The 25,964-nt window shown below is 67.4% G+C and carries 16 protein-coding genes; 7 read left to right on the top strand and 9 right to left on the bottom strand.

Features of this window, described 5'->3' with window-relative positions:
• Positions 1-360: 360 nt before the first annotated feature.
• From OHB12_RS04595 to OHB12_RS04585, 3 genes are read left to right on the top strand one after another with little or no spacing between them, the layout of a single operon-like run.
• Positions 361-4,986, top strand: coding sequence for a polyketide synthase (locus OHB12_RS04595; protein WP_327116446.1), 4,626 nt, complete (start codon positions 361-363; stop codon positions 4,984-4,986).
• Positions 4,983-11,426, top strand: coding sequence for a thioester reductase domain-containing protein (locus OHB12_RS04590; RefSeq protein WP_327120893.1), 6,444 nt, complete (start codon positions 4,983-4,985; stop codon positions 11,424-11,426). Before OHB12_RS04595 ends, OHB12_RS04590 begins: the two co-directional genes overlap by 4 nt.
• A complete protein-coding gene (locus OHB12_RS04585) occupies positions 11,423-13,819 on the top strand; it encodes an FAD-dependent oxidoreductase (RefSeq protein ID WP_327116444.1) in 2,397 nt (798 codons plus the stop codon). Before OHB12_RS04590 ends, OHB12_RS04585 begins: the two co-directional genes overlap by 4 nt.
• Positions 13,820-13,885: 66 nt before the next feature.
• Here the strand turns inward: OHB12_RS04585 and purF are convergent, their stop codons facing one another.
• From purF to OHB12_RS04570, 3 genes are all read right to left on the bottom strand, one after another.
• The gene (purF, locus tag OHB12_RS04580; protein WP_327116442.1) at positions 13,886-15,298 is read right to left on the bottom strand and encodes an amidophosphoribosyltransferase; all 1,413 of its coding nucleotides are present in this window, start codon (positions 15,296-15,298) and stop codon (positions 13,886-13,888) included.
• A gap of 137 nt (positions 15,299-15,435) precedes the next feature.
• The gene (locus OHB12_RS04575; protein WP_327116440.1) at positions 15,436-16,230 is read right to left on the bottom strand and encodes an HAD family hydrolase; all 795 of its coding nucleotides are present in this window, start codon (positions 16,228-16,230) and stop codon (positions 15,436-15,438) included.
• A gap of 202 nt (positions 16,231-16,432) precedes the next feature.
• Positions 16,433-16,780 (bottom strand): hypothetical protein, encoded by a 348-nt coding sequence (locus tag OHB12_RS04570; protein WP_327116438.1) that lies wholly within the window; start codon positions 16,778-16,780, stop codon positions 16,433-16,435.
• Positions 16,781-17,347: 567 nt separating this feature from the next.
• On the opposite strand from OHB12_RS04570, the gene OHB12_RS04565 reads away from it, so the two are divergent.
• From OHB12_RS04565 to OHB12_RS04555, 3 genes are all read left to right on the top strand, one after another.
• Positions 17,348-17,509, top strand: coding sequence for a hypothetical protein (locus OHB12_RS04565; protein WP_327116436.1), 162 nt, complete (start codon positions 17,348-17,350; stop codon positions 17,507-17,509).
• Positions 17,510-17,997: 488 nt separating this feature from the next.
• Entirely contained in the window at positions 17,998-18,699 is a 702-nt protein-coding gene (locus tag OHB12_RS04560; RefSeq protein WP_327116434.1) for a hypothetical protein, read from the top strand.
• 520 nt (positions 18,700-19,219) lie between these two features.
• Positions 19,220-20,101, top strand: coding sequence for a Vgb family protein (locus OHB12_RS04555; RefSeq protein ID WP_327120891.1), 882 nt, complete (start codon positions 19,220-19,222; stop codon positions 20,099-20,101).
• 245 nt (positions 20,102-20,346) lie between these two features.
• Here OHB12_RS04555 and OHB12_RS04550 read toward each other — a convergent pair whose 3' ends face one another.
• Positions 20,347-20,577: a hypothetical protein gene (locus OHB12_RS04550; RefSeq protein WP_327116432.1), complete on the bottom strand. Its 231-nt coding sequence runs from the start codon at positions 20,575-20,577 to the stop codon at positions 20,347-20,349.
• 270 nt (positions 20,578-20,847) lie between these two features.
• Between OHB12_RS04550 and OHB12_RS04545 the strand changes: the two genes are divergently transcribed.
• Positions 20,848-21,069 (top strand): hypothetical protein, encoded by a 222-nt coding sequence (locus OHB12_RS04545; protein ID WP_327116430.1) that lies wholly within the window; start codon positions 20,848-20,850, stop codon positions 21,067-21,069.
• Between the two features lie 27 nt (positions 21,070-21,096).
• On the opposite strand, the gene OHB12_RS04540 is transcribed toward OHB12_RS04545, so the two are convergent.
• The 5 genes from OHB12_RS04540 to OHB12_RS04520 all read right to left on the bottom strand — a co-directional run bounded on the left by OHB12_RS04540 (position 21,097) and on the right by OHB12_RS04520 (position 25,845).
• The gene (locus OHB12_RS04540) at positions 21,097-21,537 is read right to left on the bottom strand and encodes an integrase core domain-containing protein (RefSeq protein ID WP_327116428.1); all 441 of its coding nucleotides are present in this window, start codon (positions 21,535-21,537) and stop codon (positions 21,097-21,099) included.
• Positions 21,538-21,580: 43 nt separating this feature from the next.
• Positions 21,581-23,893, bottom strand: coding sequence for a tyrosine-type recombinase/integrase (locus OHB12_RS04535; protein ID WP_327116426.1), 2,313 nt, complete (start codon positions 23,891-23,893; stop codon positions 21,581-21,583).
• The gene (locus tag OHB12_RS04530; RefSeq protein ID WP_327115784.1) at positions 23,890-24,954 is read right to left on the bottom strand and encodes a tyrosine-type recombinase/integrase; all 1,065 of its coding nucleotides are present in this window, start codon (positions 24,952-24,954) and stop codon (positions 23,890-23,892) included. Before OHB12_RS04530 ends, OHB12_RS04535 begins: the two co-directional genes overlap by 4 nt.
• 79 nt (positions 24,955-25,033) lie before the next feature.
• Complete coding sequence (locus OHB12_RS04525) at positions 25,034-25,522, bottom strand: IS3 family transposase (RefSeq protein ID WP_327116425.1); 489 nt, start codon at positions 25,520-25,522, stop codon at positions 25,034-25,036.
• Positions 25,522-25,845, bottom strand: a complete 324-nt coding sequence (locus OHB12_RS04520) for a transposase (RefSeq protein WP_442799965.1) — start codon at positions 25,843-25,845, stop codon at positions 25,522-25,524. Before OHB12_RS04520 ends, OHB12_RS04525 begins: the two co-directional genes overlap by 1 nt.
• Positions 25,846-25,964 lie beyond the last annotated feature (119 nt).

The raw sequence follows: 25,964 nt of genomic DNA, 5'->3' as shown, positions 1-25,964 counted from the left end.
GTCCACCCAGCAGATTCGGTTTTCGCCGAATCCGCTGCATCGGCGCGGTTCGACCGACCGACCCAGCAGATTCCCCAGCAGCTCCGGTGACTGTGAATCTGCTGGGTGAACTGCTGTGGTGGGCCGACCCGGTGGCCTGTCAGTCTCGAAACCTGAAGTTGCACAGCTCAACTGGATGATGTGGCTCGCTCCACCCGTCGCGCCGATCCGCCTGGCCGGACGAAACGCATGGGGGTCGAGCGTCCTGGCTATCGGCCGGGCGGGCTCTTCGCGAGGTCCCCCGATTCTGCTCCTGTGCGCCCCCACTCGGGCGCTGTGGTGCGCGAGCTGTGTTCTCGGCTTTCGACAGGAAGGCGTTCGATGACCATCCCTACAGAACGGGTGTCGGCGGTACGCGGCGCGGCGCACACGCAGGCCTCGCCCTTCGCCGCGGCAGGGCCACAGCAATCCCGGCCGCCGGTCGCCTACGACCGTCGCCCGGTTGCCGAGCTGCTGGCGTCAGCGGTCGGTGATCACGGCGACTTGCTCGCGGTGGAAGACGGCCAGACGGGGATCACCTACCGGGAGCTCGACGAACGCGCAGATCGGCTCGCCCAGCATCTCGTTGCTGCCGGTGCCGAGGTCGGGGACATGATCGGGGTGTGCGTCGGGCGGTCGATCGCACAGATCGTGGCGGTGATCGCGGTAGTGAAAGCAGGGAGTGTCGTGGTCCCCTTGGACCCGGCCTACCCTGCGGATCGGGTGGCGTTCATGCTGGCCGATTCCGGTGCCGGGATCGTGGTCACGACCGCTGCCACCAGCGGCAGCGACCTGGAACCGGTACTGCGGCAGGCCCGGTCGCTGCCTATCACCTCCGACGGCGCCCCGATCGAACTTTGTCCGACGGCAGACGTGGTGAACAGGAACGTGAGTGTGCAGGCGCCGGTGTACATGATCTACACCTCCGGTTCCACCGGTCGGCCCAAGGGGACCACGGTCAGCCATACCGCGATTGCGAATCTGCTCGCCTGGCATCGCCGGAGCTGGCTGTCCGAACCCGGAACCCGGGTGCTGCTGTACTCGCCTATCAGCTTCGACGTGGCCTTCCACGAGATCTTCGCCGGCCTGGCCACCGGCGCGACGCTGGTGGTGGTCGACGAGGACACCCGATCCAACCCGATGGCGCTGCTCGAGTTCGCCCGGGCCCGGCGGATCCAGAAGTGGTACATGCCGTTTGTCGCCTTGCAGCAGATCGCCCAGGCCGCCACGACCGGGCAGGCACCGACCGATCTGGTGGAACTGATCGTCGGCGGGGAGATACTGCGGATCACCCCGGCGATCCGGGAGTTCGCGCGCCGCAGCGGGACTGTGATCCACAACCACTACGGGTCCACCGAGTGCATCGACGTCGCAACCCACGAACTGGCCGGCGACCCGTCCATCTGGCCTGCTGTGGCGCCGGTGGGCCGGGCCAGCGTCGACAACATGGCCCTGCACATCCTCGACAGCGCGCTTGCTCCGGTCGACGCGGGTCAGGTCGGTGAAATCTACTGTGAGGGCGACAGTCTGGCCGAGGGCTACCACGGCCGCCCGGGTTTGACCGCGCAGCGGTTCGTCGCCAACCCGTTCAGTCCGGCAGGTTCGCGGCTCTACCGGATGGGGGATCTGGGCCGCGACAGCGGCGACGGGGTCATCGAATGTGTCGGCCGCGCCGACACTCAGCTAAAGATCCGCGGGTTCCGCATCGAGCCCGGCGAGATCGAAGCCGCCCTAGCCGAGCACGCCGCGGTGGCCGAATGCGCCGTCGTCGCCGCCGAAGGAGCTCACGGCAACGCCCGTCTGCTCGCCTACGTCGTGCCCGTCGCCGGTGCCGGGACTGCCGATCTCGGGCAGCGCCTGCGCCAGCATGCCGCCGCCACCTTGCCCGACCACCTGGTCCCGGCTGTGGTGCACGTCGTGGCCGGACTGCCGCTGACGCCCAGCGGCAAACTCGACCGCAAAGCCCTCCCGGCGCTGTCCACCGCGGCCGAGGACCGGCCCGGCACGCGCCCGCTCACCGAGGCGGCGGACGTGGTGACCCGGATCTGGCGTGAACTGCTCGAGGTCACCGACGTCGACCCGGACGCCTCGTTCACCGACCTTGGTGCCGATTCGCTGATGCTCGTGCACGCGCACCAGCGCATCGAAGCAGCCTGCGGTCAGACGCTGCCTGCCAACCTGCTGTTCCGGAAACCGACCATCCACGCCGTGTCCCGGTACCTGTCCGGCGGCGAACACACCCGCCCGGCGACGCCGGCGACGCGAACACCGACGGCCGGGGACGACACGGTCGCCATTGTCGGGATGGCCTGCCGGGTGCCCGGCGCCGATTCGATCCACCAGTTCTGGTTGAACCTGTGTGGTGGTGTCGAATCGATCGCGCCGCTGACCAGTGCCGAACTGGCTGCCCTGCCCGCGGAGCAGACCCGAGACCCGCACTTCGTCGCGGTCGCCGCACAGCTCACGGGCATCGAGGACTTCGACGCGGAGTTCTTCGGCATCAGCCCAGCCGAGGCCGCCGTGACGGACCCCCAGCACCGGCTGTTCCTCGAAACAGCCGTCGACGCGGTCGAGGACGCCGGGCTGGCCACCGACCGGGTCGCGGTGTTCGCCGGGTCGGCGATGAGCACCTACCTGGTCAACAACGTCCTCCCGGCGGTCGGGCCACCGGTGTTCCTGAGCCACCGCAACTTCGACCGGGCCGTCGACCTGCGCATCGAGCAGGGCAACGCCGGAGACCACCTGCCGATGCGGACCTCGCATCTGCTCGGGTTGCGTGGTCCCAGCATCAACGTCCAGGCCACCTGCGCGACCTCGCTGGTCGCGGTGCACCTGGCCCGGCAAGCGCTGCTGGCCGGTGAATGCGACACCGCCCTGGCCGGCGGGGTCTCCATCATCACCCCCCAAGCCACCGGATACCGATGGCGTGACGGGCTGATGGTCTCGAGCGACGGCCACTGCCGCCCGTTCGACGCCGACGCCGACGGCACCGTGTTCGGCAACGGGCTGGGCGTGGTCGTGCTCAAGACCCTGACCAGGGCGCTGGCCGACGGTGACCGGATCTATGCGGTCGTGTCCGGGTCCGCGGTCACCAACGACGGGGCCGACAAACCGGCCTACACCGGCCCCAGCCTCGACGCCCAAGCCGAGGCCATCACCGGTGCTCACCGCGTCGCCGGCATCACCGCCGACGACGTCTCCTACGTCGAAACACACGGCACCGCAACACGATTAGGTGACCCGATCGAAATCGCCGCGCTGACTCGCGCCTTCCGGTCCAGCACCGACCGTGCCGGTCGATGGTGCGCGATCGGGTCGGTGAAATCCAACATCGGTCACCTCGACGAAGCCGCCGGGGTGATCGGGCTGATCAAGACCGCGCTGAGCCTGCACCACCGGCAGATCCCGCCGAGCTTAGGCTTTCGCACCCCCAACCCGGCAGCGGACCTGCCTGCCAGCCCGTTCTACGTCAACACCGCACTCTGTGACTGGCTCGGCGACGAGCACCGTCCCCGGCGGGCCGGAGTGAGTTCGTTCGGCATGGGCGGCACCAACTGCCACCTGGTCCTCGAACAGGCCCCCAACACACCCCAACCCGGGCCGCCGGTGCCCGAGCGGCCCGTGCAGCTGCTGCCGATCTCGGCCCACAGCCCCACCGCGTTGCGCGAACTGCTCTCGGGCTACCGCCGCCTGCTCGACGAGGCACCCGACCGGTTCACCGACATCTACTACACCGCCACCACTCGCCGCCACCACCGGTTCCGCGCCGCGATCACCGCCACCGACGCCGCGGCGGCCCGCGCCCAGCTGGACCGGCTGCTCGCCGGGCCCGGCACCAGCGAGGCCGCGGATGCGGTGGCAGGGCCGACGGTGTGGCTGTGCACCGGATACGGCTCGCAGTACCCGCAGATGGGCCGCGCCCTCTACGACAGCGAACCGGTGTTCCGGGGGGCCTTCGGCGAGTGCGCGAACATCGTCGAGTCCCAGGGCGGGGGATCGCTCACCGAACTGCTCTACGGGCCCGGCCCCGCCTCGGAGCTGTCGGACCCGACCTCGGCGCATCCGGCGATCTTCGCCGTCGGCTACGCCACGGCCGCGCTGTGGCGTTCCTGGGGTGTGCACCCGGACCTGCTGATCGGGCACAGCCTCGGGGAATACCTCGCCGCGACCCTGGCGGGTGTCTTGTCCGTGCCAGACGCGCTGCGCCTGGTGACCGCCCGCGCCGACCTGGTCGAAACCCTCACCCCGCCAGGAAAGATGGTGCAGGTAGCTGCCGATGAGGCCACCGTCGAAGCGCTGGTGGCACCGTGGGCGGGCACCGTGGCGGTGGCCGCAATCAACGCACCCGATGCTGTCGTCGTCTCCGGGGCACCGCCCGCGATCGACCAGCTCATCGCCGAATGCGGCCGCCGCGGCATCGCGACGAGGACGCTGGCGGTCTCGCGCGCACTGCACTCCCCGCTGATGGCACCCGCCGCGGCCGGGCTGCGGCGCGTCGCCGAATCGCTGACCTACCACGCCCCCCGCATCGACCTGATCGCCGCGAGCACTGGCGCCATGGCCCGACCATCCGATTTCAGGCCGGACTACTGGGTCGAGCAACTGAGCACCCCGGTCCGGTTCGCCGACGCGATCACCACGGCGGACCGGCGCGGGGCTGCCACGTTCCTCGAAATCGGCGCCACCCCCGTGCTCACCGCCCTGGGCCGCCGAGTCCTGCCCAGTGGGGGCCACCGATGGCTGTCGAGCATGAGCCCCCGCGACCCTTCGCCGCGTTCGGTGCGCTGGCCCGCCTCTACACCGCCGGCGCCAACCTGCACTGGCCCGCCCTGCGCCCGCGCACCGGCCGCCGGGTCGCGCTGCCTGCCTACCCCTTCCAACGCACCCGGCACTGGCTCGACCGCCCGGCCTCCCCCACCAGCCCCGACACCGCCGCACTCACCTCGCCATCGGAGACCGACACCGTGAACTCGCCACAATTCCTCGACCTGACCTGGGAAGAAGCACCTGACACCGACGAGACGGGCAGCGCAGGCACCTTCGTCGTCATCGGTCCTCCCGGTGACCTGGCCTCCCGGCTCGTCGACGGTCTGCGCGCCCAGGGACGCGGGTGCGCGCAGCTGCGCACCGGCGCCGGGCGCTTGCCCGCCGCCGGGGAGCTGGCCAGCGAGCTCGGCCGCGTCTCAGCACCCGGAACCCGGGTCCAGGTCATCCTCGCCGACACCGCCTGCACCGGTGACAACCCCACCGACGCCCTGCTGAGGGTCATCGACACCGCGCGCAGCATCGTGGCGCTGACCGGCACCCTGCCGGTGGCCGGGCTGTGGCTGCTCACCGCCGACGGCGACGTGCGCGCGACCGCCCTGGCCGCCCTGGCACGCACCATCACCGCCGAACACCCCGAACTCACCTGTGCCGCGGTCACCGCGCCCCCGGCACCGACCGCGGCCGAGGTGAACGCGCTGATCTCATGCCTGCACCGGCCCGCCGCCGGTGAAGCCCGGACGGTCCGCGCGGGTCACCTCTATCGCGCCCGCCTGGCCACCCCCACCCGCATCGAGGCTGACGGGGGGCTCGTCGACGCGGTCCCGATCCGAGGAGAGGGCACCTACCTGATCACCGGCGGCACCGGCGCGCTCGGCCTGCACGTCGCGTTGCTGATCGCCCGCCGCCGCCCCGCCCGGGTCGTGCTTCTCGCCCGCAGCGGTCAATCCGCCGACGGCGCGGCGTGGAAAGCGCTGGCAGCCACCGGCACCGAGATCGAGGTGGTGTGCGGTGACGTCGGTGACGCGAGCCTGCTCGGTGACCTGATCGACCGCATCGGGCCCGGGTTGCGCGGGATCGTGCACTGCGCCGGAGTCCTCGACGACGCGATCCTGCTACACCAGAACCGGCAGCGGATCGAAGCGGTGCTCGCGGGCAAGGTCGGCGGGGCGTGGCTGCTGCACGAACTGACCCGCGAGCTGCCGCTGGAGTTCTTCGTGCTGTTCTCCTCGCTGGCCGCGACCATCGGCTACCCGGGCCAAGCCAGCTACGCCGCCGCCAACGGCGCCCTGTGCGATCTTGCTCGCCACCGCCACGACCAGGGCCTGCCCGCCCTCGCGGTGAGCTGGGGCAGCTGGGCAGGTGAAGGGATGACCGGCCGGCTCGCCGCCCGCCTCCGCGAACGCATCCAGGCCGAAGGAGAACACCTGCTCGACCCCGACACCGCGGCCGCCGCGTTGACCGCGTTGCCCTGGGCCGGACCGCATGTGGCGATCGCGGCCGTGGACTGGGACCGCTTCGCCGCCACCCGCACCTACCCGACCCCTGTCCTAGCCGCGCTCACCAACATCGCAGCCCCGCCGGCCCAGCCGACGCCGGTAACCGCAGCGACACAGCCCGCACCGGAACATGATGTGGCACAGACGATTACCGACCTGGTGGCCGAACTTCTGGGGATCGCCCCGGCCGAGGTGGACCGGCACCGCGGCTTCACCGCCCTCGGGATCGACTCATTGAGCGCGCTGGACCTGCGCGCGAGATTGCAGCAACACTTCGGTGTCGCGCTGCCGGCGACGGTGGTCTTCGACCACCCCGACGTCGCCGCCCTGGCCGCTCACCTGACCGGCCTGCTGGCAGCAGCCGGACCCGCACCAACCCCGGCCACCACTACCCTGCCGGCGGCCTCCGTCACCAGCCCTGAGCCGGATTCGTTGATGGACAGCGACATCGGCGACCGGGTCGCGGTCATCGGGATGGCATTGCGGTTCCCCGGCGCCGACACCGTCCCCGCATTCTGGGAGCAGCTGTGCGCCAGTACCGACGTGCTCGCCCCGATTCCTGCCGACCGCTGGGACATCGAGGCCTACTACGACCCGTCACCGGCCGCGCCGGGCAAGATGAACGTCCGCTGCGCGGCCACACTCGCCGACATCGACAGCTTCGACGCCGCGTTCTTCGGGATCTCACCGGGCGAAGCCGCCCGGATGGACCCGCGGCATCGGATGCTGCTCGAAACCACCTGGCATGCGATCGAGCACGCCGGGATCGACCCGATGACCCTGCGCGGCAGCGACACCGGCGTCTTCCTCGGTGCCGACGAATTCCTCAACGATCACCTGCGCCGCCTGGACCCGGCCGACCTCGACACCGACCCGCACGTGGCGACCGGCTCCACGCTGAGCATGGCCGCGGGCCGGCTGTCGCATCTGCTGGGCTGCCACGGGCCGAGCATGGTGCTGGCCACCGCCTGCTCCTCGAGCCTGGTCGCCGTCCACACCGCGATCAGCTCGATCCGGCGCGGCGAATGCGACACGGCGATCGTCGCCGCCGCTAAACTGCTTCTCGACCCAGTCGAGACCATCCAGCTGTGCAAGACCGGCGCGCTGGCGCCGGACGGGCGATCCAAGGTGTTCTCCGCGGCCGCAGACGGGTTCGGCCGTGGCGAAGGCGTCGCCGCGGTGATCCTCAAACGCCTCGATGCCGCGCTGGCCGACGGCTACCCGATCCACGCCGTGCTGCGCGGCTCGGCGGTCAACCACGACGGCCCCAGCTCCGGGCTGACCGTGCCCAACAGCCAGGCCCAGACCGCGGTGATCGGCAAGGCCCTCGCCGATGCCGGCCTGGCTCCCGACCAGGTCAGCTACCTCGAAACCCACGGCACCGGAACCCAGCTCGGCGACCCGATCGAACTGGGTGCTCTGGCCACGGTGTTCGCCGGGCGGAGCCGGCCGCTGCTGATCGGGTCGGTCAAGGCCAACATCGGCCACCTCGAGGAGGCCGCCGGGCTGGCCGGGCTGATCAAGACCGTACTCGCCCTGCAAACCCGGACCGTTCCCGCTCAGCCGCACTGCGAACCGCTCAACACCAACCTCGACTGGGACAGCCTTCCCCTGCGCGTGCCGCGCACACTCACCCCGTGGCCGCCCGCCGCCCCACTCATCGCGGGCGTGTCCGCGTTCGGCATGTCCGGCACCAACGTCCACGTCATCGTCGAAGCCCCACCACCCCGCAAAACCCATGGTGGTACAGGGGAATTCGTGTTTCCGGTCTCCGCTCGCGACGACACCGACCTGCGCGCGGCCCTGGAACAGTTGGCGGCAGCACTCACCGACGACATCGACCCCGCCGAGCTGGCGTACACGCTGCAAACCGGACGCCACCATTACCCGTGCAGGCTCGCAGCCGTCGCCCCCTCCGTCGCCCGGCTGGCCACCCTGCTGAACGGCGTGCTCGTCGGCACCTACACCGGCACCGACGTTGTGACCAGCAGCAACACTCCGGGTGCGGCAGCCTCAGCCACCGGCCCCGCGCACCGCATCGCGCACGCCTGGTGCGCCGGTCAGCGGATCGACTGGGCAGGCTGCTACGACACCACCCCGGCCCGGATCAGCCTGCCGGGCTACCCGTTCGGCCGCACCACAGCCGCCCCGCCCACCAGCAAACCTCGCCCCGGCCACGCCCCGGCCCGCCAGCGACCCCAAAGCCAGGTCGGTGGCGACGGCGACGTGGCCCGTCAGATCCATGCCCGGGTCGCGGATCTGCTCGGCTACGCACCTGAGGACCTGGACCCGGCCGGTGATCTGGCGAGCCTCGGCGCGGACTCGATGACCTACACCCGCATCGGGCACTACCTGCTCGACCAGCACGGCGTCACGGTCAGCTTCGACGAACTGTTCGACCACGCAGTCACCGTCGACGCGCTCATCACCCTGGTCGCCGCCAAGCGCCCGCGCGAACACAGCACCCCCACACCCCCGCACCACCCCGGCACCCCCGCCGCGCCCCCGCCGGCGGCCGGGAGTTCGCAGGAACACAGCTTCCGGCAAGGCCCGGCATCACTGGATGCTCCCACCGGTGCGGCACCCGAACGTCTCTCGAGCGCGCAGCAGCGGTTCGTCGCCGGGTTCGTCGCCGACTACGCTGCCCGCACCGCGACCTCGAAGCGGGCGGCTGCACAGTCGATGTCGGTGCTGGCCAACTGCCGGGCGGGCAGTTTCGTGCCCGCGCTGAAAGAGATGACCTATCCGATCGTGGCCGCCCGCTCGGAAGGGGCCCGGTTCGTCGACCTCGACGGCAACGAATACCTCGACATCTCCATGGGGTACGGGGTGCACCTGTTCGGCTACAACCCGCCCGTGCTCACCGAGGCGCTGCGCGATCAGCTCGACCGCGGTATCCACATCGGCCCGCAGGCCGACTCTGGCGGTCGGGTCGCCGCGCAGCTGTGCAGGCTCACCGGCACCGAACGGGCCGTGTTCTGCAACTCTGGCACAGAAGCCGTGAACGCGGCGCTGCGTTTCGCCCGCGCCGCGACCGGCCGTACCCGGTTCGTCATGTTCGCCGGCTCCTATCACGGCTGGTCCGACACCACGTTGGCACTGCCTGCCGGAACCGGCAAGTCGCTGCCCATGTCACGCGGGATAGGCGACGGTGCGATGGGCGATGTCGTCGTCCTGGACTACGGCAGCGAGGAGTCGTTGCAGGTGATCGTCGAGCTGGCCCCGACCTTGGCCGCAGTGCTGGTCGAACCGGTGCAAAGCCGCCGCCCCGATCTCGCACCCGCCCAGTACCTGCACCAGCTGCGCGCGCTCACCAGCGGCAGCGGCACCGCGCTGATCTTCGACGAGGTCATCACCGGATTCCGGGTCGGGCCGCGCGGAGCCCAAGGCTGGTCAGGGGTAGACGCCGACCTGGTCACCTACGGCAAGATCCTCGGCGGCGGCCTCCCGATCGGCGCGGTCGCCGGTTCCGCCGCGTTCCTCGACACCGTCGACGGGGGCGCCTTCACCTACGGCGACACCTCCGCCCCGACGACCCCGACGACGTTCTTCGGCGGCACCTTCAACAAGAACCCGATGACGATGGCCGCCGCCGCGGCCGTCCTGCACCTGCTCGAACGCGAGAGCCCCCACATCCAGCATCACCTCGAGCGCAAGGTGACCTGGTTGGCTGACGAATTCAACCGGTACTGCCGCCGCGAAGGGTTCGGGATGAAGATCGTGGCGTTCTCCTCGCTGTTCCGGTTCATCCCCGAGCACGACTACCGGCTGCATCGCAGCCCCCTGGCACACGAACTGTTCTTCGCGCTGATGGCCCACCACGGCATCTATATCCTGGAAACCCGCGTGTGCTTCCTGTCCACAGCGCACACCGACGACGACCTCACCCACATCCTCGACGTGGCCAAACAGTGTCTGACCATCCTGCGTGACAACGGATTCTTCCCCGCGCCGGCACGCACTACCACGGCACCGGCCACGTCCGCCGGGCTGCCGTCGGTCTCCGGCCCGGCGACGCACGCCGCGGCCAGGCGCGTGCTGGTGACCGGGGCCACCGGGTTCCTCGGAACCCAGCTGGTCAGGCAGCTTCTCGACACGACGAGCACCGACATCAACTGCCTGGTGCGTGGCCGCGACGACGAGCAGGCCCGTCGACGCCTGCACGACGCGCTCACCCGGGCAGGCGTGACGGCCGGTGCGGACCACCGCGTCACCGCCGTCGCCGCCGACCTCACCCGCCCGTCCCTCGGGCTCGATCCGCGCCGCTGGGATCAGCTCAGCGAACAAATCGACGACATCTACCACTGCGCCGCCTTCGTCCACTCGCTGCACCCCTACGACCGGCTCGCTCCCACCAACGTCACCGGCACCGGCGAACTGATCGCCCTCGCCGCAGCCGGACAGCCCGCCCAGCTGCACCACATCTCCACCGACGCGGTGTTCGACGCCTACGGCTACCACCGCTACCGCAGCATCGCCGAAGACCTGCCGTTGGCCCACCGCGACAGCCTCTACGGCGGCGGCTACGCCGAAACCAAGTGGGACGCAGAAGCTTTAGTCACAGAGGCCCGCAGCCGCGGGCACGCCGCGGCGATCTACCGTCCCGGCGCCCTGCTGGGCGCCACCGACGGCGACGCCGGACAGGTCGGCGACTTCTTGCTCCGGTTCCTGCGCGGCATCATCACCTTGGGCATGTGCCCCGACATCGAGGCCACCATCGACCTGGTGCCGGTGGACTACGCGGCCGCGCTGATCGTGGCGGCATCCGGCGCCGAACCCGCCTCGCGCACCTTCCACCTCACCCACCCCAACCCGAGCACCTACACCGAGCTGATCGAGCTCGTGCGCACACACGGCTACCCGGTGCGCACCGCGCCCCTGCACAAGTGGGACGCCATCGTGGCCGGGTTGCGCCACGAACACAACAACGCGCTCTACCCACTGGTCCCGTTGCTCACCAGCAACGACCCCTACCTGCGCACCGCGCGGCTCGAGGTCGACAACAGCCACGCGGTCGCCGCCGCACACCAGATCCACTGCCCGCCCCTGCACGAGCTGATCCCGCTGTATCTGTCGCGGCTGGTCCACCAACGCCTGCTGCCTGCACCGAACCCGCGCACCCACGAAATGACGGTGACCCGATGACCCTGCCACCCAACCAGTTCCCCGACATGCCCGACACCAGCTTCGACTGGGTACGCAACACCCTCGGCTGGAACACCTCGAGCAACCAGCCCATCACCAGCGAACCCCTGTCCAGGACCGACGGAGAGATGGGCGCGGTCTACCGGCTGCGATGCGGGGAGAACTCGCTAATCTACAAGACCACCCCGACCAGGAACGGGCACTGGCAGAACCTGACTCGTGACGACGATCTGCTCGGCCGCGAGATCGCCAGCTACCAAGCACTGGCAGCGCACGGCCCGATCGCGCGCACGATCGCCCCGCGCTGCTACCGCAGCATCCGCCACGGCGACGGCACCGGCGCCATCGCGCTCGAAGACCTCGGCGAAGGTCTCAGTGCCGCCGAAATGGCCGACGGACTGAACTACCGGCAGGCCCATGCCGCAGTCACCACCCTGGCGACGCTGCATTCGCTGACCGCCACCACCGGCACCCCCGCATCGCCGTACCGGTGGCTGCTCACCTCGAGCTCACCGGAACTGATCACCGCCATCAACGTCGGCCTTGCCCACCTGCCCGAGGCGCTGGCCGGACTGGGCCTGGACCGGCCCGGCGCCACACCCTCAGCCCAGCGCGCCGACCGCGACAGAGTGCGGGACCTGACCAGCAGCGCGCACCGCAGCACCGTGACCGCGCTGTGCCACGGCGACGTCTGGCCAGCCAACATCATCTTCGCCGCGACCAGCAGTCCACAACAGCCCACCACCGCACGTCTTGTCGACTGGCAGTTCGCCATGTGGGGAAACCCGCTGACCGACGTCGCGCTGCTGCTCACGACCTCGCTGACGCCACAGGCGTGCCGCGCCTGGCAAGAACAGCTACTGCGCCACTACCACCACATCCTGGCTCTGCGCGCCGACCTGTCCTACCCGTGGGCGGCGTGCCTGGCTGACTACGAGCGGGCACGCCCGTTCGCCGCGCTCGTCGCGCTGGCCTCTGCCGCGGCCTACATCAGCGAGATGACCCCCGCGGACCGGGCCCGTTTCGCCGACAGGATCGCGATCGCCCTCGACGACACCGCGCACACTACGAAAGCACCAGCGCCGCAGCACCGCCCGCGTATCCATGTCGTGGGTGACGCCCCGCGCAGGGTCGAAGTCGTGGTCATTGGTGCCGGGATGTTCGGTGCCGCCGCCGGCAAGTACCTCAGTGAGGCCGGGGCCGACACGCTGGTCATCGGCCCCCGCGAACCCGACGATCACAGTGTCGGTGACCAGCACAGTTTCGCTGCGCACTACGACCAGGCACGCATCTGCCGACGCCTGGGCTGGGATCCAGTGTGGGGCGAACTCGACGCTCGCTCCCTGGACCGGTTCCGCGCGATCGAAGCTGCCTCCGAGATCGAGTTCTTCATCGACTGCGGTTCCCTGGTCCTGCTCGCAGGATCCATCCGACACCGCACCGACGCGATCGCCGCCCAGTGCCGCGACGAAGCCATCGCCGTCGAACGCCTCGACCAAGCAAAGTTGGCCGCACAGTTCCCGATGCTGGGACTGCCCCCGCTCGAAGACGGAGTGGAAGGACTGTACGAGCGCAGTCACGCCGGGCATCTCAACCCGCGCCGACTGGTGTCCGCGCAACTGGCCCTGGCCGAGAATCACGGTGCGCGCATCCTGCGCGCGGCGGTGCGAGCCGTCGAGAAGGCCTGCGGCCGCTGGCGCCTGAGTCTCGACAGCGACCACGGCCAGCGCGACGTGATCGCCGAGAAGGTGCTCGTGGCCGCCGGTGCGTTCACCAATCACAACAACCTGCTGCCGGACGCTCACCAGTTGGCGATGCGGGCATACGCTGAACCCAACCTGCTGGTGCGGGTCAACGACGCCCAGCGCGCCGAACTGGCCGCGCTGCCGCCGGTGGTCACCGTCGACCCGGCCGACACCGGCGACGCCAACACCTCGATCTACCTGGTGCCGCCGCTGCTCTACCCCGACGGGCGCGCCTGGATACGGATCGGTCCCGGCATGCAGCCGTGCGTGCAGCCCCTCGACAGCGCCCTCGAGATGATCAGCTGGTACGCCGAGCAGACGATCACCCCAGCACAATCGGCGATGCTGAACTTCATGATCACCACGATGGTGCCCACACTGGCACCCGTCACTGTCCGGCACGCGGCCTGCATCATCGAAAAGACCCCCACCCGATACCCCTACATCGGCCATCTGGACCACGACTCGTTCACCGTCGCGGTCGGGGGCAACGGTCACGGCGCCCGCGGCTCCGACGAGATCGGCCGGCTCGCGGCGAACATGGTGCTCGGCAAACCATGGGACAGCCCGCTCGACCAGGACACCTTCACCCCGATCACCGGGCCCAGCGCCCCACTGTGCCTGAAACCGCCCTTCGGGCTGTGCTGAACCCACCGCGCGACAACGGGCCCGTCCAGCTGCTGGACGGGCCCGTTTCGTCAGATCGCAATGAGGCTATTTCGCCACGGTGATCGCCGAATCCGGCACCGGGATCGGGTAGTCACCGGACAGGCACGCCGTGCACAGCCCACCTTGGCTGCCGGGGGTGATCGCCTCGACCATGGCATCGATGTCGAGGTAGACCAGGCTGTCGGCCCCGAGGTAGTCCCGGATCTCCTCCACGCTCATGTGCGAGGCCACCAACTTGGACTGGTCGGTGGTGTCCATCCCGAACCAGCACGGCCACTTGTAGGGCGGGGAGAGCACCCGCAGGTGAATCTCAGCCGCGCCCGCGGCGCGCATCATCCGCATCGTCTCGCGCAGCGTGGTCGCCCGAATGATCGAATCCTCCACGACCACCAGCCGCTGCCCGTCGATGTTCTCCCGGATCGGGTTGAGCTTGATCCGCACCGCGTTGCTGCGCAACTCCTGATTGGGGGCGATGAATGTCCGGCCGATGTAGCGGTTCTTGACGAACCCGTCGACAAACGGGATCCCCGACGCTTCGGCATAGCCCTGCGCGCCCGGCACACTGGACTCCGGGATCGGCACGACCGCATCGGCCTGCACCGGCGCTTGGCGGGCCAACGCTTGACCCATCCGCCGCCGAACTCGATGCACGTTCTGCCCCAGCAGGTTGCCGTCGGGCCGGGCGAAATAGACGAACTCGAACGAACACAACGCGGGCTCGGCCGCGGGCTGGTTCAGCGTGCGGGCGTGGACACCGTTCTCGTCGATCACCACGACCTCGCCCGGGGCGATCTCGCGGACAACTTCGGCTCCGACGACATCCAGTGCGGGGGTTTCCGAGGCCAGCACCCAGCCGTCGTCGAGCTTGCCCAGGAACAACGGCCGGAACCCCTGCGGATCGCGGGCGCCGATCAGGAAGTCCGAGCCCAGCAGGACCAGCGAGAAGGCGCCGCTGATCTGGGGCAGTGTCGCGATGAAGGCCTCGATGACCTCCTCGCTCTCGCCATGCAGTTCGCCGACCGACAACTCTCGGGCCACCAGCTCGGCGACCAGGGCGCTGTCACTGCCGATGCCGTCGTAAGGCATGCCCAGTTCGGCGGATAGTTCCGCAGTGTTGACCAGGTTTCCGTTGTGCGCGAGGGCGAACTGATGCCGGCGCGCATCGCGATAGACCGGCTGGCAGTTGCTCCAGTCGCCGGAACCGGTCGTCGAGTAGCGGGTGTGCCCGATGGCGAGGTCACCCTGGAGTGTTTGCAGGCGTCGATCGTCGAAAACCGTCGACACCAGGCCAGTGTCTTTGTCCACCCACATTTTGTGGCCGTCGCTGACAGCGATACCGGCGGCTTCCTGACCGCGGTGCTGCAAAGCGAACAAGCCGAGGTAGGTCATGTGGGAGACGGGCTGTCCGGGCGCATAGAGGCCGAAAACACCACAGGCCTCCTTGGGGGAGTCGTCCACACCGAGCAGACTACTCGCGACCTTCTCCCAAGGTTAGCTGCAATTCCGATTCACTCCAGCCGAAGCACTCACGCACACTCAGTCGGAAAATGTTGCAGTGCAACCGAACCCGATCGAACAAACCGGACGGCTGGGCTCTATTCACTGAACCAGCGCCCCAGGACTGCGGCGACCCCGTCCTGCTCGACCGAAGGACACACCGCATCCGCAACCACCCGAACCGCCTCCGGTGCCTGTCCCATCGCCACTCCCAGCCCCGACCAGAGCAACAATTCGATGTCATTGACACCATCACCGACAGCGACAACCTCATCGCGCGGTACACCCAACTCCGCCCGGACGGCCTCGGCGGCGCTGGCCTTGCTCACCGAAGCAGCAGTGAAATCGGCGAAGGTATCGCCCGGGTCGATCCAGCTCCGCACACCGGGGAGGTGGACTTGTCCGATCACCGCAGCCAGCTCGTCAGCATCACCCGCCGGCCAATGCACAGCCAGCCGCGTCGAACTCGCCCTGGCCAGCTCATCGAAATGCACCAGCCGGACCATGCCGAAGTGCGTGTCAGAATCCGCGGTCGGCGCCGTAGTCAGCACGCCCTCGCCCGGGACCTCGGCGACGAACACCGCATCCGGCAGATGGTCGTGGAGAATCCGAGCTGGCCCTGCGAGCTCGAAGGTCGTGCACTGCACAACCTGGCCCGAGGCGACATCGATGACCACCGCACCGTTCGAGCAGATCGCCCGACCGGAACTGATGCCGAGTTCGTCGAGAAACGGGATGGTCGCCGGGGCCGTGCGACCGGTGCCCAACACAACCGATGCGCCCGAGCCAACAGCAGCCGCAATTGCAGCACGCACCGCCGCACTGATCGTCTTGTGGGCCTCCGGATGCGTGTATGCGCCGGTCGCGCAAATCGTGCCGTCAATGTCCAGCACAACCAACCTCGGTCGCCGCCACAGCCCGAGGTCGGCGACGACAGATACGTCCGTCGAGAACACGGCTGCCCGAGACGGCTCCATCGGCACCCCCAACATGTAGCAGACGGGCGCGCGAACTCCGAGCATTGACAGCTGCAGATCGCATCAGAACCCTCGCTTCGCCGCGCGGCGTGCGTCGCAGGAACCGTTGCCGGGCGGATCAGCGAGACTCGGACGACTTTTGAACTTCGGGCAGCGCTTGGCAAGCCCACGGCAACGGAACAACAACCGCATGCTCGCGATCCCGGCGGGTGATCATCGTATGCCAGCCGTTGAACACTGCAGCTTCGCGCAACTCGGCGAAGTTCATCCGGGCATCTTTGACACCGACCGGAGGACGGATCTTGCCCTCATCGACGGGAAACTTCTTGCGGCACTTATGCCAGACGTCCGGATGGATCAAGATCACCGACTCATCCGCAACGTCGTAGTACGTCAGCTCGACAACCTGCCGATGGATCGCAACTCGACCAAGTAGGTTCGCCGAGTTTTTCTGCATATCACTCACTGGATAAGACTCCACCAGCGGAGTATACCTTTTACACATAACACCCCCTTGGTACTCCATGGCGAGACCCGATGGCGCATCACCGCGCCTCAGCTGCGCCGAGCTCACGAGGAGTCCCAAGTCTCCTACTTGCAATCCGAGCCCAGGCATCCCAGACTTGAACTTGAAGTGTATAAAAGGTATAGTTATAACCGGGCCGTGACGTCGGACCGGATTGTGAAATATCCCTCACTGAAAGTGATAGATCGAATGAACCTCGTGCGCATCTGCAACGCTGAAACAATCCATGACGGACGAAGATTCGTTTCGATCCGAGAAACCCCTGGTCCTCGCGGAAGTCGAAGAGTTTTACAACTCCGCATTGGTTGAGGTGCGGCGCGATTCCACGCCAGAGGCCCAGAAGTAACGGCATATTTCGACCCCGACCCCGACCCCGGGCACTGGGACATCTGACCCCGATTCAGTCACCGATTCAATCACCGCGCAAGATTTCGGGATGAAACCGGCCGGAGTGGATTCCGCACGCCGCTGCATCCGAACCCGCATCGTCCCGGTGCAGCGTATGAGATGTCCAATCTGCCTCAATTCCATTTTATTCGAGCGGTTCTCCGCCGCAGGCCTGCAAAAGCGTACGAAACCGCAATCCGCGAACTGCGGCGCCGCTACGACGAAGGCGACCCGGAAGTCCTGGCCTGCTTCGTCGCGTCCTCGCCGGTCTTCGCCGCCTGATCCATTGCTGCCCCGGCCTGTGCGGGCCGGGGCAGCAGTTCAACTGCTGACAAGCCCACCGTCAAGCCGGGCAGGCACCAACAGAAGGAAGACCGCGTCCACCGAAAACCTCCGCGCCAGCCGAATCCGCCGCGACCTGTGCTATCGGGCCGCACCGCACACCGGTGATTCAGTCCAGCGTGGAAGGGCGAATCGTGGCGCACTGGCCGCTTCGCCGCAACGACGTCAATGGCTACCAGCCGCGCGGCGAAATAGTCGTCACGTAAGGTCGTTTCGGCTTCACTGCATTGCTCAACGCTATGCACATCAACGCCGCGAACCACAGTGTCAAAGCCACGGGTGCGCCGCGCGTCGAGCTGACCATGTCGTTTGACGAGGGCTTCTCGGAGAGTGCGCTCGAGCGCACATATTCGCTGCCGGGTCGACCCGAGCAGCTGAGACCACGTCCCCGTAAAAACATCCGCGCCGTTTACGACCAGGAGCACTGCATGTTGCCAAGCATCCCCGACCTTGCGACCATCTACGCCCACGAATTGCACGTGCTCTCCGAACTACTCGGTGTTAAGGCAACGATCATCAACACCGGAGGAGGTTGCACGGCGATCGAAGTCGCTGTCGCCGACGCGCCAGGCAGCGAACCCGTGACGATGGAAATCACTACTGCCGATGGGGGACTCGCCGCCACAGGTGAGGACATCGTGCACTGGTATGCGGTGATCCGGACCGTCGAGAGCGGGGTCGCCCAGGCCGACGGGCACAACCTCTACAGTTTCGAAGCCGCATACCTGAGTGCCCTGGAAAACCTCCGTAACCGCGTCGTGCCGAGCGAGGGCCGCTGCCCGTGCATGCTTGTCCCGGGCCATGACTACGTCCTGTTCAACGAGGACCACCTCCGCCAGGCCAGAACCAGTTGCCGCTCAATGCTCTCCGCCCCCGCCGATTCTGTCGACGCTGACGCCGTGGACGGCGCCCCGCCGGGCGAGAACCTCACCCTTGATTGCCGCGGCATGATCGTTCACCGCAGCGAGCTCGGCACAATCCAGTTCGTTCGCCGAAGCCCGACACAGATCATGGCCTACGATGCCGACACCAACCAGCGCATCGCCCTGTGGGACGGCGAGGAACTCACCGGCCCGATCATCGCCACCGCTCTGGCCGACGTTGTGCTGGACCGGGTGTCGGTCCGATAGCGCAACACCTGCACGCGACGTCGACGATCGTCAACCCCGACGCACCGGTACCCAACCAAGGAACCCACGTGTTGGCTGCGTCCATGGATACTGACGATGCTTGTCCATAGATTCCGACGGCAATGAGGGTTGGTTTCAAGATCGAGTGTCCGTGAATTTGGACGGTGCTTCCATGTGCGTAGTGGGGTCAGTTGCCCGTGGACGTCCGGGTCGCCGCTCGCCATGCCGCCCCGCACGCACCGCTCTCCGTGCCGCTACGACCACCCCGCACCAGCCTGGAACGGCGTCCGAACTACGTTCTCGCCGCCGGCGTAGCCTTACTCGACACGTGCTCGTGCCGATTTTGTGCCGTTCCCGTAAGGTCGCGGATTTCTGTCGCGTGCTCAACGAGTGCGTTGAGGTGACTGCGGCGGGCACAGTGGCGGAATGGGTTGGGGACGGAACTCATCACTGCACCGAGGTTCGGTCTTGGTCGATGCCGGGCTTGATACCGAATAGCGAAGCGAAGGGGATATCCGTGATGGAGTGGGTCGACGATGGCGTCGTCGAGGAGTTCTCGTTGACCGACGCGGAGTCGGGTCCCTACGGAATATCCGCGGGCGCCGACGGTGCGCTCTGGCTCACCCTGGTCCATAGCGGCGAGATCGCCCGCCTGACCGTCGATGGTGCTGTCGAGCGGTACTCAGCTGGGAGTCGACCTACCACCATCGCCGCGGGTGTGGACGACGCGTTGTGGTTCACTCGATCGGGTGATGATCACATCGGGCGCATCACCACCGACGGGGTCATGTCGGAGTTCGAATTGCCTTCGGGCAGCGGACCGTTCGGGATGTGCGCCGGCCCGGACGCGGCTATGTGGTTCACCGAGATGAACACCGACAGGATCGGCCGGATCACCCCCGAAGGCCGGATCGCGCGCTTCGAACTCCCTGTGCGGGGCGCATTCCCGTCCATGGTCGTGTGCGGTCCCGACGACGCCTTGTGGTTCACCCTCAACCAGGCTAACGCCATCGGGCGCATCGATCTCGACGGCAAGACCACGCTGTATCCGCTTCCCGGCCCAGGTGCACCGGTGGGTATCACCCGCAGCGCAGACGAAACCATGTGGTTCGTGGATATCGCCGCCGGTCGGATCGGCAACATCGCTCCGGACGGTGCAATGCGGATGTTCCCACTTCCCGACCCAACCGCGAAACCGCATGCCATCACCGCGCTGCCCTCCGGCGACTGCTGGTTCACTGAGTGGGGCGCTAACCGGCTCGGACGGATCAGCCCGACCGGCATCATCACCGAATACGACCTCCCCACACCAGCATCCGAACCACACGGCATCACTGTCGGTCCCGACGGCGCGGTGTGGACAGCGCTGGAAACCGGAGCCGTTGCCCGTATCACACCATAACCACGGCAAACCGACTCCCACACTGAACCCGCCGCGGCAGCCCCCATCCGCCCGGAGCGCCTCAGTGACCAGCGTGGAACAACGCATCGCCATCAACGAGCCGCCGGTCACGCACCGACTGTAACCCACGTCACCGAAGGCAGCACACGATACAAGCGATTCGCTGAGCACGCTTCGTGCCGAAACACACTGCCCATCAGAAACATCCAGACGGACACGCAGACCCGCCCGCTGGCGCTACCCGGTCACCTCCCAACCGGCGGCAGATCATCACCGGGAATCCCGCCCAGCAGCAGCTGATAACGCTCCAGATCGACACGCAGATCACCCACCGAATACGTGCCGGTCCCCACGAACGCCGTGAACTCCTCGGTCACCGCAGGCCCCGCCGTGCCGAAGAAGTCCCGGATGAACTCCAGCAGTTCTACCAACCCCAAGGCGTCATTGACGTCGATACGTATCCCGTTGTCGGCCATGGCTTCCCACCATGACTCAACACACCCGGCCCCGCACCCCTTCCCGCCATTACCGTCCGGACCGGAACAGGCGCCGTCCAAATGTCCTGTGCCAGTGCAGTTGGCCCAGCAGAAGGGCGCTGACCTTTGGTGGGCAATTTCGAGTGGCAGAGCGAATCTGGTTTTCTGCCATTGAAGTTGGCCCAAGTCAGCGTTTCGGAGGTCGCGTGGTCCAGGCGTGAAGGATCTCGTGGACCAGTGATATCGGTGGGGGTGCTTAGATGGCTTCCTGTGGACCGCGAGGAACTGATGGCGACCGTATCCCGCCTCATGGGGGCGGAGGTCAGTGCCCTGACGTGCGAACAGCCCGGGCATCCGGACGGGCACACATGCGTGCTGGTCTCCGACGACGGCATAGATCCATCGGGCATGTTCGCCAGTCGGTACCCGGGTGTGTACTGGAACGGCGAGCCGCCGATGGCCCTCCCGGAAGAGCACGACTGGGACCACTGAGGTTCACCCCGAATAGTGGACAGGGGTTCAAGCAGCTTTTGCTGCGTCTGTCAGGGATTGCTCGTAGCGTAGGGGGCTGAGCATCCCGAGGGCGGAGTGCCGCCGATCATGGTTGTACTTATGTATCCAATTGTCAACCGCAGCAACGAGTTCGGTCTTGGACGCGTAGACGTGGCGGTAGTACGACTCGTGTTTGTAGGTCGACCAGAGCGATTCGGCGGGACTGTTATCCCAACATATTCCGGTATCGCCCATCGACCGTTTCAGCTGGTGGCGGTGGCAGGCGTTCACTGTCATCGCCGCGGTGAACTCGCCCCCGCGATCGGAATGCAGCACAGTCCCGTCCACCGGATGCCCACGCACTGCTACGGCCTTGTCGATGGCTCGGCACACCACGTCGGCACCGATGTGATCGGCCACGACATGGGCGAGCACGCGGCGGGAATGCCCGTCACGGATCGCGCACATTCTGTGGAATCTGATTTGTCCTGTATGTGCCCAATTGTCCTGGTTAGAGGGGTGTGATCGGGAGGAGCGTTGCCGTGGGTGGGATTCCTATTTCGCGTGGCGTTTGGCCTGTCGGCGTGGTGACGTCGGCCAGTCGCTCGAGGAGCCGGTCGAGGGCGGATTGTCCGTCGTCGACCGCGGCGCGTTCGTCGTCGGTGAGCGGAATGGATGAAAGCATCCGTTGCAGGTTGTCCTTGGCTTCCAGAATCTGGGCCTTGCTGGATGCCTTCGGTGTGTAGAAATCGCAACGGGCGCAAGCCATTCGGTGTGGACATTGCTCGAAGAAGCTGTAGGTGCACCATCCGTGACCGAGGTCGTAGTACTGCCATGGTTGCCCGTTCGCGGCGGCTCCGCTGGTGACGGCGTCGCGGTCGACGAGGACTTCGATGGTGCGGACGTTGCGGGCGAAGTATCCGGCCTCGGAGTAGGCCTTGGACAAGGTGTTCGGGGTGATCTTGGCGTAGTGCTGGGTGGTGTTCGGGGTGCGGTGCCCGAGCCATGCCTGCAGCTCGAACAAGGTCATCGGTTCCTTGGCGTTGTAGAGCTGGCTCGCGATGGTGGATCGGGCGCGGTGGCTGGTGATAGTGCCGCGGACATCGGTGGTGGGGACGCCGGCCTTGCCGCAGAGCGCGGGGATGATGGTGTGGTTGATATAGGCCTTGGCGACGGGCTGCGCGCGGACCGCGAACAACATGTCGACGCGCTCGCTGGTCTTGCGGTCCAACCGTTTCGGCTGGTCGGGCCGCAGTGTCTGCCAAGCCTGGATGGCTTGGCCGACGAGCGGGTCGACGGGTTTGGTGAACGCGGTGCCGGTCTTGTGGACGGGAACGTCGAGCAAGCAGATCGCATCTTCGGCGAGGATGTCGCGGGAGTCGCCGGGGATGGGAGCGCCGTCGTGCTGCCAGCGGATGCAGCCGACGCGCAGCCGAGTGATCTCATCGCTGCGCAGCCCGGAGAACAGCCAGGTCACGGTGACCGCGCGGATCAGCTCCATCGGGTAGAAGGTGTCGGCGGAGTTGCCGGGCAGGTCGGCAGGTTCCAGGTTGAGCCCGGCCCACAGCAGTTTGGCCCACACGTCGTCGGCGATGACGCGGGGATTGGTGCCGATCAGCGCGGCGACGCTGCGCGGGAGCGTCAGCGCCCGGTTCGGGTCGAACCGGCGTGGGATCCACTCCCATTCCTGGCAGTCGCGGAAAAAGGTGCGGGTGGCCATCAGATTGTGGGCCTTGGTGCGAGGGGAGACAGGTTCACCGGTGCGACTGCCGAGCATGTCACGGCGTTGGACCCAATCGCCGACGGTCATCCGGTCGACCGCGGCGACCCACTGCGCGCAGATCGCTCGTGTCCACTGCCCGGGTTCGGTGATCTCGGGGTGCTCGACGGCCAGCCAGCGACCGGCCTTGGCCATGATGGAGCGGATGATTCTGCGGACGTGGGGTGTCAGCGTCGAGGTGGCGTGCCAGCGCTCGATCCAGTCGGCCCATCCCGGGACGGTGCCAACGATGCCAGGAGAGTGGTTGTAGCCGGTGCGAACTGGCGGGTCGCAGTGCCCCAACTCGGCGACGGCCCGTTGCAGCGCATAGAGCATCGAACCCTGGTGGCCGTCGGTCGCCGGATGGGCTCGCAGCGCGTCGAACGCCGACGTGGACAGGTCGGCGAGCCCAGGACTGTGGTTGAGCAGCAAGGCCTGGCTGAACACGCCGTGCATCCGGGTTCGGGCGCCGCCGCTGATGCGATATCCCCACCGATCGAGCACCTGCTCGGCGTCACCCATCGCCTCGGCGACTGCGGGCTTGCCGAATATCAAACAGGCCAAGTGAAGTCGGTTGAACATGCCCAGACGATGGAAGCCGGTGAACCCGCCGAGCAGATAAGCCAAGGCCACCAGGAAGGGCCGCACTGTCGACTCGGTCGGCAACGGCTGCGCGGTGGCGAACTCGCGTGCGCTGCCGCCGCAGAGCGCAGCCCACTCCCACGGAGTCCAGCCCCACCAACTTCGGCCGGTTTCGGCGCAGCGCGCCAGCACGATCGCTACCGCCTGCCTGCCGGCACGACGGAACCGGACGTCGCCGTCATGATGCAACTCGGCCACGGTCGCGTCCAGCGGCTCAACCAGCCGCGTCAGTGCCCGCCAGTGCACCGCGGTCCGCCGCGGAATGCCCACGGCCTTGTTGCGCCGCAGCTGCTGCGGCCCGAGCGCGGCCAGCGCAGCGATCTCGGTGTCGCTCAACGAGATCCGGCGATCCCACCGCTTCGAGCCGGACGGCCACCGATCGGCGTCGGTGCCGACCCGCGCCCGATGAGGGGCTGCGTTCATACCGGCATGTCCTGTCCGCCTCCGGTGCGCCCAGCGCCGGTGAGCATTTCGAGGCGCCAGGCGTGGATCTGTGCCATGGAGGAATTCAGTTTCTCCGACAGGTCCCGGCCTGACAGGTGGATGTAGGCCAGAGTCGAGTCGGTGCTGCGATGCCCGGCGAATGTGGCGATCGTATGCAGCTCCCAGCCCATTCTCGCCAGGTCGGTCAGGCACAGGTGCCGGGTGGTATGGGTCGAGAAGTTCGGCACTCCGGCAGCTAATGCGATGCGCCGCACCACTTTCGACCATGTCCACAACGTCAGCGGCTCAGAGTGATTGCGGCGCGATTCGGACAGAAATAACCCACCCCGAGCTCGGCTCATCGTCGCCCGATGCTGCAGATACTGCGCCAACAGCACCCCGGTGGACGCCGAATAGGGAACCACACGCTCCCGGCGGGTCTTGGTCTTCTCCGCCCGCACCCGCAACATGCGGTGCGCGGGATCGAGATCATCGCTGCGCAGCGAACACAGCTCTTCCCGGCGCAGCGCGGCGTCGTAAGCCAGCGCGAGCATCACCCGGTTCCGGATCGGCTCCTCGGCGAAGGTCTCCAGCAGACGCAGCCATTCCGCCTCGCTGGGAATCCACGGCAGCTTCACCATCCGCGGCACCAGCGCACGCCCACGACCGCCGAACCGCCCGGAAGGCGTATACCTGCCCCGCCCAACGGGATTCGACTCCCGAACCCCTTCCTCGACAAGGAAATCGAAAAACAGCCGCACCGGAACCAGACGCTGCTGCAGCGTCGCGTTGGCCAAACCCGCCCCCGAATCCAGCGCTACCACATTCGCGCCGCGCCGGCTCGGACGCGCTGTCAACTCCCGCACGAACACCGCCACGTCAGCCCGCGTCGCGGTCACCGGATCGATCCCATCCCGCTCGCACACCTGCAGAAACTCCGCCAGGCCCCGCGCATACGCATCGATGGTGCGCGGCGCACGGCCCAGATCAGCCCACACTTGTAGCCACTCGGCCGCGCGTTCGTGCCGCCGCAACACCGGCCACCGGTCGACCACCCTCATCCAGTTGCTCGATCCACCTCCCTAATTCGTGGTCACGGCCGCAGGGGATCGGGTGGCTACCGGTGAGATTCCACGTAACTTATAAGTACATGTCGCCCTGTCCGCAGGTCAGATAGGTGAAATCGGTCGTCCAGACCGCGTCGAGGCGCCCTTGATCGAAGTTGCGGCGTACCAGGTCCGGCGGGAACGACGCGGCAGGATCGGTGATCGTGGTGCGGACCTTGAACGTGCGTGGGCTGATGCCCTCGATCCCGATCCGGGCCATGATCGCCGCGACGGTCTTGGCACTGACCACTTCACCCCGTGCGCGTAGCTCGGCAGTGATCCGCGGAGAGCCGTAGGTACCGTCGGACTCGGCGTGGACGTCGAGGATCTTCACCGTCAGATCGGCACGACGCTGCTGACGTGGCGTCGAGACCGTTGCCGTGCAACGTTTCACATACGCGTAGTAACCCGACGCCGACACTCCCAGCAGGCGCGCCATACGACGGATCGAGAATCGTTGCCCCTCGGGGGCGCTGGTGCCCGCGGTTTCGGCGATGTCATCGGGGCCGGCGTACTTCACCATCAGATCGAACCGGGCCGGTTGGTCTGCATCGCGGCAAAGTACGCCGAAGCTTTTGCCAAGAACGCATTGTCCTTCTCCAGCTCGCCGACTTGCCTGCGTAACCGCAGCAACTCGGCTCGCTCGGCCGCGTCCAGAGGTTTCTCGCCCCCGACCTCGGCCGCGGCGATCCGGCGCCGCTCGTCTTTGACCCAGGTATTGAGCACGGTCTCGTGAATACCGAGTTCACGAGCGACCACAGCGATCGAGCGACCGGAATCAATCACCCGATGAGCAGCCTCGACCTTGTACTCGGCCGTGAACGACCGACGCTTGCGAGGAGGCATAACGGACATCCTTACCAGCAGAACCATCGATCCTGCTAACTCGGTGTCCACATCCAGGGGTGAACCTCAGACGTCATCGCCGAGATCACCGACTTCGCCCGAGCCCACGAACGCAGCGA

Source organism: Nocardia sp. NBC_01730 (assembly GCF_035920445.1).
Classification (GTDB): Bacteria; Actinomycetota; Actinomycetes; order Mycobacteriales; family Mycobacteriaceae; genus Nocardia.
The sequence above is the reverse complement of the archived record's forward strand: the minus strand, read 5'-3'. Positions and strand labels throughout refer to the sequence as shown.

What these genes read in the sequence shown, in the direction of transcription:
- OHB12_RS04595 (WP_327116446.1), top strand. Translation starts at nt 361, where the DNA reads ATGACCATCCCTACAGAACGGGTGTCGGCGGTACGCGGCGCGGCGCAC.
- OHB12_RS04585 (WP_327116444.1), top strand. Translation starts at nt 11,423, where the DNA reads ATGACCCTGCCACCCAACCAGTTCCCCGACATGCCCGACACCAGCTTC.
- OHB12_RS04565 (WP_327116436.1), top strand. Translation starts at nt 17,348, where the DNA reads ATGTCCAATCTGCCTCAATTCCATTTTATTCGAGCGGTTCTCCGCCGC.
- OHB12_RS04560 (WP_327116434.1), top strand. Translation starts at nt 17,998, where the DNA reads ATGTTGCCAAGCATCCCCGACCTTGCGACCATCTACGCCCACGAATTG.
- OHB12_RS04555 (WP_327120891.1), top strand. Translation starts at nt 19,220, where the DNA reads ATGGAGTGGGTCGACGATGGCGTCGTCGAGGAGTTCTCGTTGACCGAC.
- OHB12_RS04550 (WP_327116432.1), bottom strand. Translation starts at nt 20,577, where the DNA reads ATGGCCGACAACGGGATACGTATCGACGTCAATGACGCCTTGGGGTTG.
- OHB12_RS04540 (WP_327116428.1), bottom strand. Translation starts at nt 21,537, where the DNA reads ATGTGCGCGATCCGTGACGGGCATTCCCGCCGCGTGCTCGCCCATGTC.
- OHB12_RS04535 (WP_327116426.1), bottom strand. Translation starts at nt 23,893, where the DNA reads ATGAACGCAGCCCCTCATCGGGCGCGGGTCGGCACCGACGCCGATCGG.
- OHB12_RS04530 (WP_327115784.1), bottom strand. Translation starts at nt 24,954, where the DNA reads ATGAGGGTGGTCGACCGGTGGCCGGTGTTGCGGCGGCACGAACGCGCG.
- OHB12_RS04525 (WP_327116425.1), bottom strand. Translation starts at nt 25,522, where the DNA reads ATGGTGAAGTACGCCGGCCCCGATGACATCGCCGAAACCGCGGGCACC.
- OHB12_RS04520 (WP_442799965.1), bottom strand. Translation starts at nt 25,845, where the DNA reads ATGCCTCCTCGCAAGCGTCGGTCGTTCACGGCCGAGTACAAGGTCGAG.